This is a genomic window from Roseovarius sp. M141 (genome assembly GCF_024355225.1).
Classification (GTDB): Bacteria; Pseudomonadota; Alphaproteobacteria; order Rhodobacterales; family Rhodobacteraceae; genus Roseovarius.
Map to the genome: position 1 here is coordinate 1,021,565 of NZ_VCNH01000008.1, position 14,740 is coordinate 1,036,304.

Here is a 14,740-nt window from a genome sequence, read left to right on the forward strand (position 1 = left end):
TGCGCGGAGAATATAATGATCGGTCTTATAGGTATCGTGCTCATCTTTGTGATGGTTTTCGGCGGTTATCTGGCTGCGGGAGGAAAGCTGGGCATTATTCTGAAATCGCTTCCATTCGAGATGATGATGATTGGCGGCGCAGCGACGGGGGCTTTCCTGCTCAGCAATGACCTGGCTGGGATCAAACATACGATCCGGGATATTGGAAAGGTGTTCAAAGGACCGAAATGGCGGGAGGGCGACTATCGCGATCTTCTATGTCTTCTGTTTGAGCTGCTGCGCCTGGGTCGCCAAAATCCCGTCGCAATAGAAGAGCATATCGAAAACCCGGCGGAGTCCTTGATTTTCGGGAAATACCCCAAAATCCTATCTGATAAAGAAGCCGTCGCGCTGATCAGCGACACATTGCGGTCGGCGTCGATGAATTATGACGACCCTCACCAGGTAGAAGAGGTGCTGGAAAAGCGCATTGACGCAAATCTGCATCATGCAATGCACTCCAGTCATGCCCTGCAAACGGTGGCCGATGGCCTTCCCGCGCTCGGTATTGTGGCGGCGGTTCTCGGCGTCATCAAAACGATGGCCTCGATCGACCAGCCTCCTGAGATTTTGGGGAAAATGATCGGAGGGGCACTCGTGGGGACGTTTCTCGGCGTTTTCCTCGCATATGGTCTGGTGGGACCTTTCGCCGCAAAGGTGAAATCGGTTGTCGAAGAGGATGCCCATTTTTATCAGCTTATCAGGGAAGTTTTGATAGCAAATTTGCACAACCACGCAACAAACATCTGTATCGAGGTTGGCCGTCAGAACACTCCATCACATTGCCGTCCGTCCTTCATAGATCTGGAAGATGCGCTGAAAACACTCAAGCAGGACGCGGCATGAATATCAATATGAAAGTTTTCTGGCTTAGTGTTGTGGTGTCCTTTATGGCGTCACTGGCAGCAGCTGAAAAAGTCGTCGTTCGGTCTGGCGAACATGATGGATTCTCTCGGCTTGTAGTACACCTTCCTCAACGCATTGGGTGGACGCTTTCTGGAACGAAAAATGTCAAAGATTTGGTTCTGAAGGCAAGAGAAATTGAGTGGGACCTGAAACAGGTTTTCATGCGTATTTCTGATCAAAGAATAAAAAGCATTGAATCATTGAAAGGAAAGGCGGGCCTGGCTATAGGCCTAAATTGTAATTGTAAAGTTAATGTCTTTTGGCATGGAAGCTCCATGCTGGTCGTGGATGTATCTGATGAAAAATTTTCGGATCTAGAGGTACCGGTTCCAAAATATATTTCCATCCATGAAGTGGAATCCAACAAACCACAGACGCCAAGGCTGATGCAATCAGGCAGGTCCCCTAGTTTAGATGCCTCTCAAGAAACTGCAATTCGGCTCGCTGGGAAAAGCCTATTCCCAACACTCAAAACCTTCACAGATGGAGGTCAGGCGTCTCAAAGGTCGTCAGGAGCTGCCCGAAAAAATATCGCGAAACAATTTGGGCGCGCTGCAGGTTTGGGTCTGGTCGATCTGGCTTTGAGTATGACGTACGCGGACAGTGGACTTGCAACGCAAGATGTGGAGTCTCCAAAAGAACCCAATGCAGACAAAGTTCAACCGGAACGGAGTATGGCACTTGGAAATATGATTTCGTATACAAGCGCGGATCCATTTCTGGGTAGTGATGGGCAAAATCTGGTTCACAATCAGGAAGGTAAATCATGCATCCCTGATGACCAGATATCCATTGAAAGTTGGGGGGAGGAAGATCCATTTCTCTATCAGATCGGCGCCGCGCACCGAAAAATTGCGGAATTTATGGGCCAGGGTAATGTCGCGTCAAAATTGAATATAGTGCGACTTTATCTATATTTTGGATTTGGTGCGGAAGCTGAGCAGATCATCACCGCGGAAGGGTTGGGTGACGAGAGTGGCGGTGTCTATTTGGCCATTTCTCAGATTTTGGATGGAGGTGTAACGAGAGTAAAAATTTTTGAAGATCAAGTCGGCTGCAACAATAATGTAGCGCTATGGTCTGCATTGAATTATGGGGATGGCAACTCTTTACAGGGGGCAAATATTGATGCGATTCTCAGAGCGATGTCGTCACTTCCGTACCACCTGAGAATTTTGATTGCTCCAAGGCTGGTTGAGAAATTTCAAGAAAGTGATCAAAATGGTGTGTCAGAAAGAATTTTTCGTATTTTGAATAGATCTTCTGGTGATGTAAAGTTTGATTGGATGAGTGGTAACGTCAGTGAGGAAGTTCTAGAGGAATCTGAAAAAGCGTTACTTTCTGTAGTTGATAGCAATACTGAAATTTCATCGCTGGCCTTAATGGGGCTGATTGACAATCGAGTGGACGAATATTCAGATATGCCTCTTGGCTGGATTGATCTGGTGGGGTCGTATGCGCATGAGCAAAGGGGAGCCGAGATTGGCGAAGCTCTTGGCCACAGGTATATGCGCGCCTTGGCCGCTGTGGGTCGATACGAATTGGCATTTGATGAGATCAATAGCTCCAAGGCCGATGGCTGGAGTGAGGCTCTGATTCGATCTGCTGATGTGATCGCGTCCTATACGGTCCGTAATGCTGATGATGTAACTTTCCTCAAGCATCTGGGCTATCGCGGAAAAAAAGGTGATCTGGAGTTGTCCGGAGTTGTTGAAAATGAGGTGGCGAATCGATTGCTCGAATTGGGGTTTCCCTCCGAAGCGCTTATATATCTAACAGGAAGTGCAGAGGGGACGGCCCAGGAAAAGCGGCAATTTCTAAGGGCTGAGGCCTCGCTTGCTATGGGTGCACCAAGAGACGCCATTGGCAGTTTGCTTGGCATGAGTGGTGCTGATGTCGATGCATTGCGTGCTGAGGCAAATGATCAGTTGGGTAATCACATGGTTGCATCACAACTTTACGGAGCATCAGGAGATGACGAAGGTGCATTGAGACAGGCATTGCAAGGGGATGACTGGACGGAGGCCGCAAGGCTTGCCGATCCTGAGTTGACAAACATAATAGAAATTAATGATCAGAATAATGTAGAAGGGGGCGTTAACGCTCCTCTCTTCAGGGGTGATACGCTGCTCGCGGAGAGCGAGTTTATCCGCGATGGTGTTACGCGATTTCTTGAGGCATCGGAAGCTTTAAGTGATAGCATAAACTAACTTACTATTGGTTACTAATTTTAAATGATTTTTTGTTATTAATTCCTTGATCTGTATGGTGCATTCAAGGGGCTCTTGGTGAAGTCAGTATCCAAAAAATCACGATGTGCATATGGTGTGTATATCTACTCCGGATGCCTGAGTGGGCAGGTTTACGCTAAGTGTATGTTTTTCATATGTGTAACACTTTCCACCATATTTTCGGGCGCAGATGCTCAATCAAAAGAAATCTGTGATACTGCCGCCCGCATCGCGTCTACAAAGACCGGGGTCCCGTTTGCGGTCTTGCAGGCGGTTGCCCGGAGCGAGACTGGAAGGACAGTTTCTGGGCGGCTGGAGCCATGGCCTTGGACGGTGAATATGGACGGTACTGGAAAATGGTTTGACTCTCGTGAAAGTGCATTGTCATACGTTAATGGCGAATCCATAAATGGATCAAGAAATATTGATATAGGGTGTTTTCAGATAAGCTTCAAATGGCACGGTGAAAATTTTGATTCTGTTTCGAAAATGTTCGATCCAGAGGAAAATGCAATATATGCTGCAAGGTTTTTAAAAAAACTCTACGTTGAGAGAGGTAACTGGTCTTCGGCTGTAGGAGCTTACCACTCTCGAACCGAAAAACACGCTAAAAGATATATGAAAATATTCGATAGGATATTTAGAGGTGTTTTGAGTAATGGAGATGATTCGGCTTCACCTTATCCAAAGGAGGGTGGGAGGGATATGAGCGGGAGCGAAATGGTTTCAATAACTTCTCACGATATAAATAGCTATCCATTTTTAAAGGGTGGTGCGAAGAATCATAAATTCAGTTCATTGGTTCCGATAGTTGGCGGTCATGTGAAAATTATTGCATTTTCTGCAAGAGGCGAACGTTGGGCTGAAGAGTGATATCTATTCGCGAAATATTTCAACCCACGGTCCTATTAGCGCTAGCGTTGATGGCAATCATTGTAATGATGATCCTACCAGTCCCTTCCTGGATGCTGGATGTGGGACTCGCAGCATCATTTGCATTGGCGATCCTGATTTTTACCATCACGCTTTTTATTGAGCGCCCGCTCGATTTCTCTGCTTTTCCCACAATTCTGCTCGCTTCCCTAATGCTGCGTTTGTCGCTGAACGTGTCCTCTACCAAACTAATCATTGGCCAGGGTCATACCGGAACGGATGCGGCTGGAGGTGTCATCGAGGGCTTCGCAAGCTTCGTTATGGGCGGCAGCGTGTTTCTGGGTCTCGTGGTATTCGGCGTTCTGCTAATCGTAAATTTCATGGTTATAACAAAAGGCGCCGCTCGCATGGCCGAGGTGGGCGCGCGGTTTGCGTTGGACGCAATGCCGGGCAAACAGATGGCAATCGACAGCGATATGTCTGCCGGCGCGATCGACCATGCCGAGGCGCGTGAGCGACGCGAGCGAGAACAGCAGGAAACGACATTCTTCGGGTCGCTGGATGGCGCCTCGAAATTTGTTAAGGGTGATGCAATCGCCGGCTTGCTGATCACGTTGCTCAACCTCGTTATGGGGTTGATCATGGGCGTGGTCGTGCACGATATGCCCCTTGCGACGGCGTTTGAAACATACACGATCCTCACCGTCGGCGATGGGCTGGTCACGCAGATTCCAGCAGTCATAATTTCGATTGCTTCGGCACTCCTGCTCGCGCGTGGTGGAAGTACTGGTGCGACCGATCTGGCCTTGGCGGCACAGCTGGGCAGGCACCCGGCAGCGATGGGCACGGTCGCCGTCCTCATGGTACTCTTCGCGCTCGTTCCCGGTCTGCCTTTTCTACCCTTTATTATCGGCGGTATTGGACTGGGGGCTACAGCCGTCATTTCATACAAAAGATCCCAGGTGCGCTCTAAAACCGAAACGAAGCCGGACGCTTCCTTGGGGCGGACACTTGAAAAGTCATTGGGCGACATACTGGAGCTGGATGATATTCACGTCGAATTTGCTCCGGACCTTGTCAATCTGGTACTGGATCCGGGCACGGGGCTGGATGCGCGGATTGCAAATATGAGAACCCATGTTGCGACGCAATATGGCCTAATTTTACCCGAGATACGGCTGACAGACGACCCCGCGTTGCCCAGCGGCAGCTACGTCATCCGGGTTCAAGGCGTCGAGCAGGGTCAGGCGCGTTTACGAACCGATCATGTCCTGTTGCTGGACCCGGCCAATATTGCAGACCTACCGATCGGCGAGAACGTGATGGAGCCTGTTTACGGCGCGCCGGCGCGCTGGATTTCAGCACAGGATCAGGATGCTATTGCGCTGTCAGGCGCTACGATCGTTGCGCCGACAGAGGTATTGGCCACGCATCTTCTTGAGGTTATCCGTCGCAACCTCAGCCGCCTTCTGACGATGAAGGCAATGCGCAAACTTCTTGATGAAATGGTCAACCTAAGTGATCCATCCCGGTCAGAAGCGAACCGCAAGCTGCTGGATGAGATGATTCCCGACCGGGTGCCTGCCGATCTTTTGCATGCAATATTGCGTCTGCTTCTGGCTGAGCAAGTCTCCATTCGCAACATGCCTCTCATTCTCGAGGCAACGGCGGAGGGGCGGCAACTGCATCAGTCGCCCGATGCAATCTGCGAGCATGTTCGCCAGCGCCTTGGGTTCCAACTGGTCGCTAATTTGCAACGCGATGATGGCACCTTGCCTCTCATACAATTGGCACCGGAATGGGAGGAGACTTTTCAGACATATCAGATGGATCAGGACCGGGGGCGGCTGGATGTCGCATTGCCGCCCGAGCTGTTCAATACGCTGACCGCGTCGGTCTCAAGCGAGGTGGCGCGCGCGGCGGATATGGGCATTTTCCCGGCTATCGTCACGTCCACTGCGCGGCGAAGGTTCCTTAGAACCGTGCTGTCGGCCAAGAACATCGGTAACCCGGTGCTGTCCTTTGAGGAAATCGGTGTAGAGGCGCAGCCGTCGCTTGTTGGTGTGGTTGCTGCATGAGCGGGTTGGCTGAACTGTTGCAGATCAGCCAAGATCTGCTGTGGCTGCACGCGACCGTCTTTTTACGAGTCGGGCCGATCATGGCTCTTTTTCCTGGGTTTGGTGAAAGGGTGGTCCCTGTTCGCGTGAAGCTTGTCCTTTCGCTGGCCTTCACGGCGGTAGTTGCACCGGCGGCGGCACCCTATATCGACACCAGTCAGTTCAGTGATCTGGATATTGCGCGGACCGTTCTGAGCGAGACGGCCGTCGGATTGATGATAGGCATCGGTTTTCGAATGTTTCTGCTGGCTTTGCAGACGGCTGGGTCCATGGCCGCACAAGCGACATCCCTGTCGCAGATTCTGGGGGCCGCAGGGGCTACGCCGCTGCCTGCCATTGGGCATGTGCTGACGATGGGCGGAATCGCTTTGGCCATGATCTTGCATCTTCATGTGCATGTGGCGGAAATGGTGATCGCGACGTACAGCATCTTTCCTGTCGGCGCGCTGCCGGATGCTAGCTCGACCTCTCAATGGGGTGTGGCGCAGGTGGCTGGTGCCTTTTCACTGGCCTTCAGTCTGGCGGCCCCTTTTGTTCTGATATCGGTGCTCTATAATTTGACACTTGGCATCATCAACCGGGCGATGCCGCAGATGATGGTTGTTTTCGTCGGCGCCCCGGTCATCACGGCCGGTGGGCTGGTTCTACTCTTTTTGCTTGCGCCGGTTATGCTGAGCATCTGGGGCATCGCATTGCAGGGGTATGTCGCAAATCCATTTGGGCCGCGCTGATGTCAGGACAGTCCGACGATGCGGAAAAAAGCCTGGAGCCGACCCAGCACAAGCTGGATGAGGCACGCAAAAAGGGCGAACTTGCCAGATCTGCGGATCTCACCGCGGCGGCGGCCTATGTCGGCTTCCTGTTGACGGGACTGGCCGTCGGATCGCAATCAATCACCTACGTTTCGTCTTTGCTTATGGTTATGATCGATCAGGCGGAAGGCTTGGCAGATATCATCTTTGACGGCCATGCGTCGGCGCCGATCGGTGGTATCATCGGGGCTATGGGGCTGGGTCTTATTGCTTGGTTCACCATACCGGCGGGGCTGGCTCTGCTCAGTCTCTTTGCCACAAGAACGCTGGTTTTCGCCCCGACGAAGCTGGCCCTCAAAGGATCGCGGGTAAATCCTATCTCCAACGCGAAAAACAAATTTGGCGCGAGCGGGCTGTTTGAGTTCGCGAAAAGTTTCGTCAAGCTGGTGGTTTACTCCGTCAGTCTCGGGCTGTTTCTAAATTGGCGCCTGCCCGCGTTGCAAAGCGCCCTTTACGCCGAGCCGAGGGGCATTGGCGCACTGCTCGCGCAGGTGTTGACCGAATTCATGCTGATCGTCTGCCTCGTCGCAATCGGTATCGGCGTGCTCGATTTCCTGTGGCAGCATTTCGATCATCTCCGCAAAAATCGGATGTCGCATCAGGAGGTGCGCGATGAGGCGAAGCAGCAGGAGGGTGATCCGCACATGAAGAGCGAGCGACGCGCACGGGGCATGCGTATCGCACAGGATCAGATGATGGCCGATGTTCCGACGGCCGATGTGATTGTCGTCAACCCGACCCACTATGCTGTCGCGCTGAAATGGAGCCGCGCGCCGGGCGCAGCCCCGGAATGCGTGGCCAAGGGCGTCGACCATGTGGCGCTGGCCATCCGCGATCTGGCGATGCAGCACGGGGTGCCCATCCGTCACGATCCGCCCACGGCCCGCGCGCTTCACGCAACGACCGAGATTGGCCAGCAGATCGATCCCGACCATTACCGCGCCGTCGCTGCGGCGATCAGATTTGCCGAAACCATGCGGCACCGCGCAAAGGGCCGTACATGAACGATCTGCACCAGTTGAAACAAGCGACAGAAGCGGCCTATCAGGCCGAGCAGGCCAAGTTGCGCGATGTCCTGCGGCAGGAGGCAGACTTGCGCCATGCGCTGGTCGATCTGGATGAAAAAAGACGCGCGGCACGCGCCTTGCCTGCCGATCAATGGGCTGCGCCGCGCGCAATCGGTGCGGATATGCTCTGGCAGGGTTGGACGCAGCGCTCGCGGCAGGATCTGAACGTACAATTAGCGCAAGTGTTGGTTTCAAAAGCGGAAAAAATGGCTGCGCTCACCCAGACTTTCGGTCGTGCCGAAGTTGTCTCGGCCCTGCTGGAGCAGCAAAAAGCGGCCCGGCGCAAGTCTGCGCTGGGCCGCGATCAACGTGCCGTCGAGGATCTGGCGCTGTTGCGCAGTTACAAGTCCTGACGGGCGATATCGGTGATGAGAACAGCAGTCACAATCGGTCCCAGTGTGTTCTTTGCGACGCTAAACAGACCGTTGCGAAGCGACGACAGCTTTCCCGTATCGGTAAAGGTGCCGCGAAAACCGCCCATATTGGCGTGATCGAACAGGACGCTCAGGAATTCGTCTCGCAGCTTAGGTTCGCGCTGATAGACGGTTTCTGACTGGCCGGCCGCGATCTCAAGGCTGAGGGACATCACGATAATCGCTTCAACATCGTCCTTGGTGACGATGGGAACGACGAACTGATTGTTCAGTTTGATGTATTCCAAATTGTCGGCAGTGTCGCCCCCGTGATTCGAGTTGCGATAATCCTTGGCGGCTGAATGGGTGCCCGAGGGCGTTGCATGCGCATCGACGCCTGCTTCATTTTTTCCGCCCTTGCCCGGGGGTAGCGCGGCGGCCTCCGGCGTTGGGCGCAGGGCTAGGCCCGCGCCTACCCCACCGCCAAGGCCGACCAGTAATAGGATGAGGGGTATGAGAAGTCTCATTGGAGTCCTTTCAGAAGGGTAGCACAGCGTCCAGAATCTGTTGGCCTATGCGCGGCTGTTGCATGTCCGTGATCTGACCGCGTCCACCGTAGGAAATGCGGGCGGATGCGATCTTGTCGTAGGTTATCTGGTTCTGGCGCGTGATATCCTCGGGGCGTACATAGCCGGTGACCAGTAGCTCGCGCATTTCGTAGTTCACGCGAACTTCCTGACTGCCTTGGATCGACAGAATGCCGTTGGGCAAAACCTGCATGATGGTCGCGGCGACGCGCAGTGTCAGTTCTTCCCGGCGCTTGACCGACCCGTCGCCGCCTGATTTGCTGGTCGAGTCAAGCGACACGGCATCGGCCATACTGGCGCCTACCGGGAGTTTTTCGTCTATGCGCTGAGGCAGGCCGAAGAGCTGAGGGATCCCCAGGCTTTCCGAACCGGAGCGCGACCTGGAGGTCGAGTTTGATATTTTGGCCTCGTCGTCGATATCGATGACAACGGTCAGGATATCGCCGCGCTTCATCGCGCGCCGGTCACCGAGCAGCGACTGGCGCCCGGCATTCCATAGCGATGCCTGATCAGCCTTGCGCTCGTAAGTGGACGTCTCGGGCAGGCCGGGGCTGAACATCGCAGCCTGTTCGGGCGAATCTATTAATGGGGTGAACTCGGGTGCTTTGCCGATATGTCCGGCGCGTCCGCACGCAGCGAGGCCGAGGATAAGGCAAAAACCGGCGAAATGGATGCGCATGATGCAGCCCCCTAATAAGATACGAAAACGCGGCCGTCCGGCAGGACCTGGCCTGTGACGGTGATACGAGAGGACATGTTCATCACACGCACCGTCTCGCCCGGACCGGCCCGAGATAGCGACCGGCCCTCGGCGGTGATGCTGAGGCCGGACCTGTCATAGATCAGCGCAATGATCTGGTTTCGCTCGACCAAAGCAGGTGGGCCGATATCGCCGGGCCGGATGGGCCTGCCTGCGTAGAGCGCCACGCGTGCCTCTTGGCCGGCGATCAGGGTGGGGTCCGAAATGGCGCCGATGACATCGACATCTTTCACCACCAGATCCTGGGCTGTGATCAGGGTTTGCGCACGGATGGTACGCGCGGCAAGCACGGTATCGGCGGCAGCGGGCGTAGCGATCAGGCAGCCTATGAGGGCGAGATATCTCATCAGCGCACCTGCACAGTTGCGCCGAGCATCTGATCGGCGGCCGAGATGACCTTGGAATTCAACTCATACCCGCGCTGCGCTTCGATCAGTTCGGTTACTTCGCGGACCGGATCGACCGAGCTGTCCTCGAGATAGCCTTGTCTGAGCGTGCCCAGCCCGTCCTGCCCCGGCGTGGTGCTGAGCGCGGGGCCGGATGCTTCGGTTTCGGTGAACAGATTGCTACCGCGGGCCTCCAGCCCCTTGGGGTTGGTGAAATTGGCCAGGGTGAACTGGCCCAGAAGCTGCGCTTCGACATTGTTCTGAAAATAGGCGTAAACCTCGCCCTCGCCATTGATCGAAATGCTGCGCGCATCGTCGGGAATGACAATTTCGGGCGCCACCGGAAAACCGTCCGATGTGACGATGACCCCTTCGGCTGAGCGTTTCAGCCCACCGTCGCGCGTGTAGCCCATTTCTCCAGACGGAAGCTGTATTTCGAGAAATCCATTCCCGTCGATGGCCACGTCCAGATCGCCGTTTGTCGCCGAAAGCGAGCCTTGCGCCAAATGCACCGACACGGCGGCAGGCCGCACGCCCAGGCCCAACTGGACGCCGGTCGGCAGGACCGTGCCGTCTGCCGCATTGATGCTGCCGGCGCGGGATAGCTGCTGATAATGCAGATCGGCAAATTCTGCGCGGCGGGCATTGTAGCCCGTGGTCGACATGTTCGCGAGGTTGTTCGAGATCGTCTCGACCCGCATCTGTTGAGCCGCCATGCCGGTGGCGGCGATTTTCAGGGCACGCATGTGGTGTCTCCTATCTGGATTGGATGAAGGTCTGCATCGCGGTTCGGATGCGTTTGTTTTCGTTCTCGAGGAAGCTCTGGCCCATCTCATAGGCGCGCTGGATCTCGATCATGCGGGCCATCTGGCCGATGGGATCGACATTGGCACCCTCCACGAACCCTTGCAGAATGCGCCCGCCCTCGGCTGGCTCGTACCCTGCTTCGGAGCGGAACATGACGCCGTCTTCGCGCACCATGCCGGTGCGGTCGAGCGGCTGAACCAGCCCGATCTGCGCCAGTGGGCGGCCATCATCGCTGACCGTGCCGTCGGGCGATACTGCCAGATTGGCCGCATCAGGCGGCACGAAGACCGGCGCGCCGCCCGCGTCGAGCACGCGAAAGCCGTCATTCGTCACCATGTCGCCGTCGGCCGAGACCGAAAAACTGCCCGCGCGGGTCAGGCGCTCGCCTGCGGGCGTTTCAATCAGAAAGAAACCGTCGCCCTCAATTGCAAAATCGAGCGTGCCGCCAGTCTGCGTCAATGCGCCTTGCACCATCGAGGTGTTGCGGACATTCGCCGTGGCCATAGACAGCGACGGGCCGTCCTGCATGCGTGTGATGTGCTCGGAAAAGATCAGCCCTTCCTGCCGGTATCCTGAGGTCGCGGCATTGGCGATGTTGTTGGCGACCACCTGCATCTCGCGCATGAGGCCGGATTGGCGGGTAAGTGTGGTGTAGCCAGCATTTTCCATGTCAGCCTCCTATGATGAGCGGGATCAACCGATCCTGAAAGAACGACACGAGCGTCGTGGTCATAAATCCCATCGAGATCCAGAAAACGGCAACGATGGCCGCCAGTTTCGGAACGAAGGTCAGGGTCATTTCCTGAATTGAGGTGAGCGCCTGAAGCAGGCCCACGGTCAGCCCCGCCAACAGGGCGACCGTCAGGATCGGGACCGAGATCATCACAGCCACCCACAATCCCTGACGCAGGGTGTCGTAGAAAATCACTTCGCTTTGCATCGGCCTAGACCGGCATCCGCAGGATTTCCTGATAGGCTTCGACCACCTTGTCACGCACGCTGATGGCTGTCTCGACGGCGAGTTCGGTCTGGGCGAGGGCCTGGACAAGCGCATGTGGATCAGCCCCACCGGTCATCGCGGATTTGGCCAGTTGTTCGCTGTCTTGCAGGGTCGCAGCGAAATCGCGGGCGAGGTTGGCGGCCAGTTGGACAGGACCGTCCGCGCCATCCTTGGGATCGGTCGCGGGACGGGCGGCGGTGTATTTGCTGGCGGCGCCAAGGGCACTGAGTTCCATTCTGGAATTCCTTTTCTATTACTGTTCAGGTTTGTTTTGCGGCCAAATCAACGGCGCAGAAGGTCCATCAGGCTGGACGACATCTGCCGCGCCTGATCGAACATTTTCAGGTTGGCCTCATAGCTGCGCTGTGCTTCGCGCGCGTCTGCAATTTCTATAATCAATTCGACGTTCGAGCCTGCATAGTTGCCACTCTCGTCGGCCATTGGGTGAGATGGGTCGTGGATCCGCTCCAACTCGCTTTTGTCCAGATGCACACGCCCCGTTTCGACGGCGCCGGGCGTCGTACCGCCCATGACTGTTTCGAATGCAACGGATTTGCGCCGATATCCGGGGGTATCGCTGTTGGCGATGTTCTCGGAAACATGCCGCAAGCGGGCGGCCTGCGCCTTGAGGCCGGACGAGGACAGGGAAAGAGAATCGGAAAAGTCGCTCATGGATGGTCTCCTTTAACGGCGCCCGGTTGCACTGCGCAGAACGGTGAGGGCTGACTTGTAGATCGCCAGCGAGCGATCATGCTGCCGTTTGACATCGACGGCCTTGAGCATTTCCTGCTCGAGCGAGACGGAATTGCCGTTTGGGTCGGTCTCGGTACTGGCAGCGTCGCGCATTTCCACCGCGTAGCCGCCCGCGCTATCGCCAATATGCCCCGGACGCGTGGTGCGGGCGGCGAACCCGTCCCCGGCCTTATATGTCTGGGCAAAGGGCGCGATATCGCGGGCCTTGTATCCGGGGGTGTCCGCATTCGCCATATTGCGCGCCAGCACAGATTGCCGTGCGCCGGCGTGCTGGGCCATGGCGTGGGCCATGCGAAAAATTTGCAGCTTCTCAAACATTATTTCGTCTCTCTCGGTCGTCTTCAATCAAGGATTAACTGTGATTCCTTTAGAAATTGTTTTCAGAAGATTTTTTGGAGAGCCCGATGAGCACAAATGATCTGGAGTGTCTTGGCGCGGAGATCGCGGGCTTGCACGCCGTCCATGCGATCGGAAGGGTAAGTGCCGTTGCGGGCGCTACGCTGGAAATCGCTGGTTTGTCGGTGGCGGCGCGATTGGGTGACAGGCTGTGTGTGCGGCGGCGCGACGGGTCTGAGCTGTCTGGTGAGGTGCTGGGACTGGCGCAAGACCATGTCGTCATGCTGCCCGACGACGCGCCGACGGGGGTATCCTTGGGCGATCGTGTGTCGTTGCAGGATGCCGCAACGATTGCGCCGTCGAATGGATGGATCGGCCGCATAATCGACCCCTACGGGCGATCAATCGACGGCCGTCCTCTGATGCGCGGAGCCGTGTCGCGCGCCTTGCGCGCTGATCCGCCGCCGCCTGCACAGCGTAATTCCCTGGGTGACCGGTTGGAGACCGGAACCGCAGTGTTCAACACGTTCCTGCCTATCGTTCGCGGCCAGAGGATTGGCCTTTTTGCCGGATCCGGTGTGGGGAAATCCAGCCTTTTGGCCAGTTTGGGCCGCAATATGCAGGCCGATGTCGTCGTTTTCGCAATGATTGGCGAGCGGGGGCGAGAACTGCGCGAATTTGCTGAAAATGTCTTGGGGCCCGAAGGCATGGCCCGGTCCGTGATCGTCGCCGCCACATCGGATCAATCACCGTTGGTGCGCCGCCGATGCGCATGGACCGCAATGGCCGTGGCCGAGCATTTTCGCGACCAAGGACTGGACGTCTTGCTCCTGGCCGATTCGATCACCCGGTTTGCCGAGGCGCATCGCGAGGTCGCAACCGCCGCCGGAGAAATGCCCAGCTTGCGCGGCTATCCTGCATCAACCGCGCATATGATCATGTCGCTTTGCGAACGGGCAGGCCCAGGGGGCGAAGGTCAGGGCAGTATTACCGGTATTTTCAGCGTCCTGGTAGCCGGATCTGATATGGATGAGCCTGTGGCGGATATTCTGCGCGGTGTCTTGGATGGCCATGTCGTCATGGATCGCGACATCGCCGAGCGTGGGCGATATCCCGCAATCAATCTATTGCGCTCGGTCTCACGCAGCCTGCCGCGTGCGGCCTCGGATGCGGAGAATGATCTGCTTCGTCAGGCGCGCGCGCTTTTGGGGGCATACGACCGCTCCGAGACCATGATTCGCGCAGGCCTGTATGCGCACGGCAGTGATCCCGAACTGGATAGGGCAATTCGGGCCTGGCCTGATCTTGACCGTTTTTTAGCGGAAATCGAAGCCGGAACGACAAAGGACAGCTTCGACCGTTTGGCGCTGATTCTACGACGTGCGTCAGCTGCGCCGTCACAGGGGCAAAAATTGCATACGGGCGTCGGTATGCGCCCGGCTAAATAGGATAGAGAGATCGGAGTCCGCAGTGGGGTAGGGATGCAGCAGTCTTGCCGTGAGGTCGCGTAGTGGTTCGAGGGAATTGAACGGTTGAGACGGATGGGTTTTCCTTTCCTAGTCGGCAGCGCTGCCAGATCAGGCAATTGGAGGACTGTCCCGGATCATCGGCCGAGTGTGCGTATTGCACGCTGGCTTTTGGCTGAGATCCACCGGCTTAGGCCGCATTGCGCGCCACGTTCTATTTGTGCGGCAGGCCTCGAACTGATACGCT

Annotated in this window: 17 protein-coding genes; 8 read left to right on the forward strand and 9 right to left on the reverse strand. The window is 56.0% G+C overall.

Translation table 11 applies throughout. The features are described 5' to 3' along the window. The first annotated feature begins 15 nt into the window (after positions 1 to 15). The 7 genes from motA to FGD77_RS09100 all read left to right on the forward strand — a co-directional run bounded on the left by motA (position 16) and on the right by FGD77_RS09100 (position 8,398). Entirely contained in the window at positions 16 to 885 is an 870-nt protein-coding gene (gene motA / locus FGD77_RS09070; protein ID WP_255008730.1) for a flagellar motor stator protein MotA, read from the forward strand. Further along, positions 882 to 3,155 (forward strand): hypothetical protein, encoded by a 2,274-nt coding sequence (locus tag FGD77_RS09075; RefSeq protein ID WP_255008732.1) that lies wholly within the window; start codon positions 882 to 884, stop codon positions 3,153 to 3,155. The genes motA and FGD77_RS09075 overlap by 4 nt, the downstream gene beginning before the upstream one ends. Before the next feature lie 78 nt (positions 3,156 to 3,233). Continuing rightward, positions 3,234 to 4,049, forward strand: coding sequence for a transglycosylase SLT domain-containing protein (locus FGD77_RS09080; protein WP_255008734.1), 816 nt, complete (start codon positions 3,234 to 3,236; stop codon positions 4,047 to 4,049). Beyond that, on the forward strand, positions 4,046 to 6,127 hold the full coding sequence (gene flhA / locus FGD77_RS09085; protein WP_255008736.1) for a flagellar biosynthesis protein FlhA: 2,082 nt from the start codon (positions 4,046 to 4,048) through the stop codon (positions 6,125 to 6,127). The genes FGD77_RS09080 and flhA overlap by 4 nt, the downstream gene beginning before the upstream one ends. Continuing rightward, the gene (locus FGD77_RS09090) at positions 6,124 to 6,897 is read left to right on the forward strand and encodes a flagellar biosynthetic protein FliR (protein WP_255008739.1); all 774 of its coding nucleotides are present in this window, start codon (positions 6,124 to 6,126) and stop codon (positions 6,895 to 6,897) included. Before flhA ends, FGD77_RS09090 begins: the two co-directional genes overlap by 4 nt. Beyond that, positions 6,897 to 7,982: a flagellar biosynthesis protein FlhB gene (locus FGD77_RS09095; protein ID WP_255008741.1), complete on the forward strand. Its 1,086-nt coding sequence runs from the start codon at positions 6,897 to 6,899 to the stop codon at positions 7,980 to 7,982. The genes FGD77_RS09090 and FGD77_RS09095 overlap by 1 nt, the downstream gene beginning before the upstream one ends. Then, positions 7,979 to 8,398 (forward strand): hypothetical protein, encoded by a 420-nt coding sequence (locus FGD77_RS09100; RefSeq protein WP_255008742.1) that lies wholly within the window; start codon positions 7,979 to 7,981, stop codon positions 8,396 to 8,398. Before FGD77_RS09095 ends, FGD77_RS09100 begins: the two co-directional genes overlap by 4 nt. Here the strand turns inward: FGD77_RS09100 and FGD77_RS09105 are convergent. The 9 genes from FGD77_RS09105 to FGD77_RS09145 are packed head-to-tail and all read right to left on the reverse strand — an operon-like array spanning position 8,386 to position 13,009. Further along, the gene (locus FGD77_RS09105) at positions 8,386 to 8,925 is read right to left on the reverse strand and encodes a flagellar basal body-associated FliL family protein (RefSeq protein ID WP_255008744.1); all 540 of its coding nucleotides are present in this window, start codon (positions 8,923 to 8,925) and stop codon (positions 8,386 to 8,388) included. The two genes, FGD77_RS09100 and FGD77_RS09105, sit on opposite strands and share 13 nt — an antisense overlap. A 10-nt stretch (positions 8,926 to 8,935) precedes the next feature. Then, on the reverse strand, positions 8,936 to 9,664 hold the full coding sequence (gene flgH, locus FGD77_RS09110; RefSeq protein WP_255008746.1) for a flagellar basal body L-ring protein FlgH: 729 nt from the start codon (positions 9,662 to 9,664) through the stop codon (positions 8,936 to 8,938). A gap of 11 nt (positions 9,665 to 9,675) precedes the next feature. Then, entirely contained in the window at positions 9,676 to 10,092 is a 417-nt protein-coding gene (gene flgA, locus FGD77_RS09115; protein WP_255008748.1) for a flagellar basal body P-ring formation chaperone FlgA, read from the reverse strand. Continuing rightward, entirely contained in the window at positions 10,092 to 10,877 is a 786-nt protein-coding gene (gene flgG / locus FGD77_RS09120) for a flagellar basal-body rod protein FlgG (protein ID WP_255008750.1), read from the reverse strand. Before flgG ends, flgA begins: the two co-directional genes overlap by 1 nt. A 10-nt stretch (positions 10,878 to 10,887) precedes the next feature. Further along, entirely contained in the window at positions 10,888 to 11,607 is a 720-nt protein-coding gene (locus FGD77_RS09125) for a flagellar hook-basal body complex protein (protein WP_255008752.1), read from the reverse strand. Between the two features lies 1 nt (position 11,608). Continuing rightward, entirely contained in the window at positions 11,609 to 11,878 is a 270-nt protein-coding gene (locus FGD77_RS09130; protein WP_255008754.1) for a flagellar biosynthetic protein FliQ, read from the reverse strand. A gap of 4 nt (positions 11,879 to 11,882) precedes the next feature. Beyond that, positions 11,883 to 12,173, reverse strand: coding sequence for a flagellar hook-basal body complex protein FliE (fliE, locus tag FGD77_RS09135; protein ID WP_255008756.1), 291 nt, complete (start codon positions 12,171 to 12,173; stop codon positions 11,883 to 11,885). Between the two features lie 47 nt (positions 12,174 to 12,220). Further along, complete coding sequence (flgC, locus tag FGD77_RS09140; protein ID WP_255008758.1) at positions 12,221 to 12,610, reverse strand: flagellar basal body rod protein FlgC; 390 nt, start codon at positions 12,608 to 12,610, stop codon at positions 12,221 to 12,223. A 12-nt stretch (positions 12,611 to 12,622) separates the two neighbouring features. Further along, positions 12,623 to 13,009 (reverse strand): FlgB family protein, encoded by a 387-nt coding sequence (locus tag FGD77_RS09145; RefSeq protein ID WP_255008760.1) that lies wholly within the window; start codon positions 13,007 to 13,009, stop codon positions 12,623 to 12,625. 86 nt (positions 13,010 to 13,095) lie between these two features. Here FGD77_RS09145 and FGD77_RS09150 point away from each other — a divergent pair, with 86 nt between their 5' ends. After that, the gene (locus FGD77_RS09150; RefSeq protein ID WP_255008762.1) at positions 13,096 to 14,475 is read left to right on the forward strand and encodes a FliI/YscN family ATPase; all 1,380 of its coding nucleotides are present in this window, start codon (positions 13,096 to 13,098) and stop codon (positions 14,473 to 14,475) included. Positions 14,476 to 14,740: the final 265 nt, after the last annotated feature.

Coding starts and splice junctions, on each gene's coding strand:
- FGD77_RS09105 (WP_255008744.1), bottom strand. CDS start 8,925: ATGAGACTTCTCATACCCCTCATCCTATTACTGGTCGGCCTTGGCGGT.
- flgC (WP_255008758.1), bottom strand. CDS start 12,610: ATGAGCGACTTTTCCGATTCTCTTTCCCTGTCCTCGTCCGGCCTCAAG.
- FGD77_RS09145 (WP_255008760.1), bottom strand. CDS start 13,009: ATGTTTGAGAAGCTGCAAATTTTTCGCATGGCCCACGCCATGGCCCAG.
- motA (WP_255008730.1), top strand. CDS start 16: ATGATCGGTCTTATAGGTATCGTGCTCATCTTTGTGATGGTTTTCGGC.
- FGD77_RS09075 (WP_255008732.1), top strand. CDS start 882: ATGAATATCAATATGAAAGTTTTCTGGCTTAGTGTTGTGGTGTCCTTT.
- fliE (WP_255008756.1), bottom strand. CDS start 12,173: ATGGAACTCAGTGCCCTTGGCGCCGCCAGCAAATACACCGCCGCCCGT.
- FGD77_RS09130 (WP_255008754.1), bottom strand. CDS start 11,878: ATGCAAAGCGAAGTGATTTTCTACGACACCCTGCGTCAGGGATTGTGG.
- flgG (WP_255008750.1), bottom strand. CDS start 10,877: ATGCGTGCCCTGAAAATCGCCGCCACCGGCATGGCGGCTCAACAGATG.
- FGD77_RS09125 (WP_255008752.1), bottom strand. CDS start 11,607: ATGGAAAATGCTGGCTACACCACACTTACCCGCCAATCCGGCCTCATG.
- FGD77_RS09090 (WP_255008739.1), top strand. CDS start 6,124: ATGAGCGGGTTGGCTGAACTGTTGCAGATCAGCCAAGATCTGCTGTGG.
- FGD77_RS09100 (WP_255008742.1), top strand. CDS start 7,979: ATGAACGATCTGCACCAGTTGAAACAAGCGACAGAAGCGGCCTATCAG.
- FGD77_RS09150 (WP_255008762.1), top strand. CDS start 13,096: ATGAGCACAAATGATCTGGAGTGTCTTGGCGCGGAGATCGCGGGCTTG.
- FGD77_RS09095 (WP_255008741.1), top strand. CDS start 6,897: ATGTCAGGACAGTCCGACGATGCGGAAAAAAGCCTGGAGCCGACCCAG.
- flgA (WP_255008748.1), bottom strand. CDS start 10,092: ATGAGATATCTCGCCCTCATAGGCTGCCTGATCGCTACGCCCGCTGCC.
- flgH (WP_255008746.1), bottom strand. CDS start 9,664: ATGCGCATCCATTTCGCCGGTTTTTGCCTTATCCTCGGCCTCGCTGCG.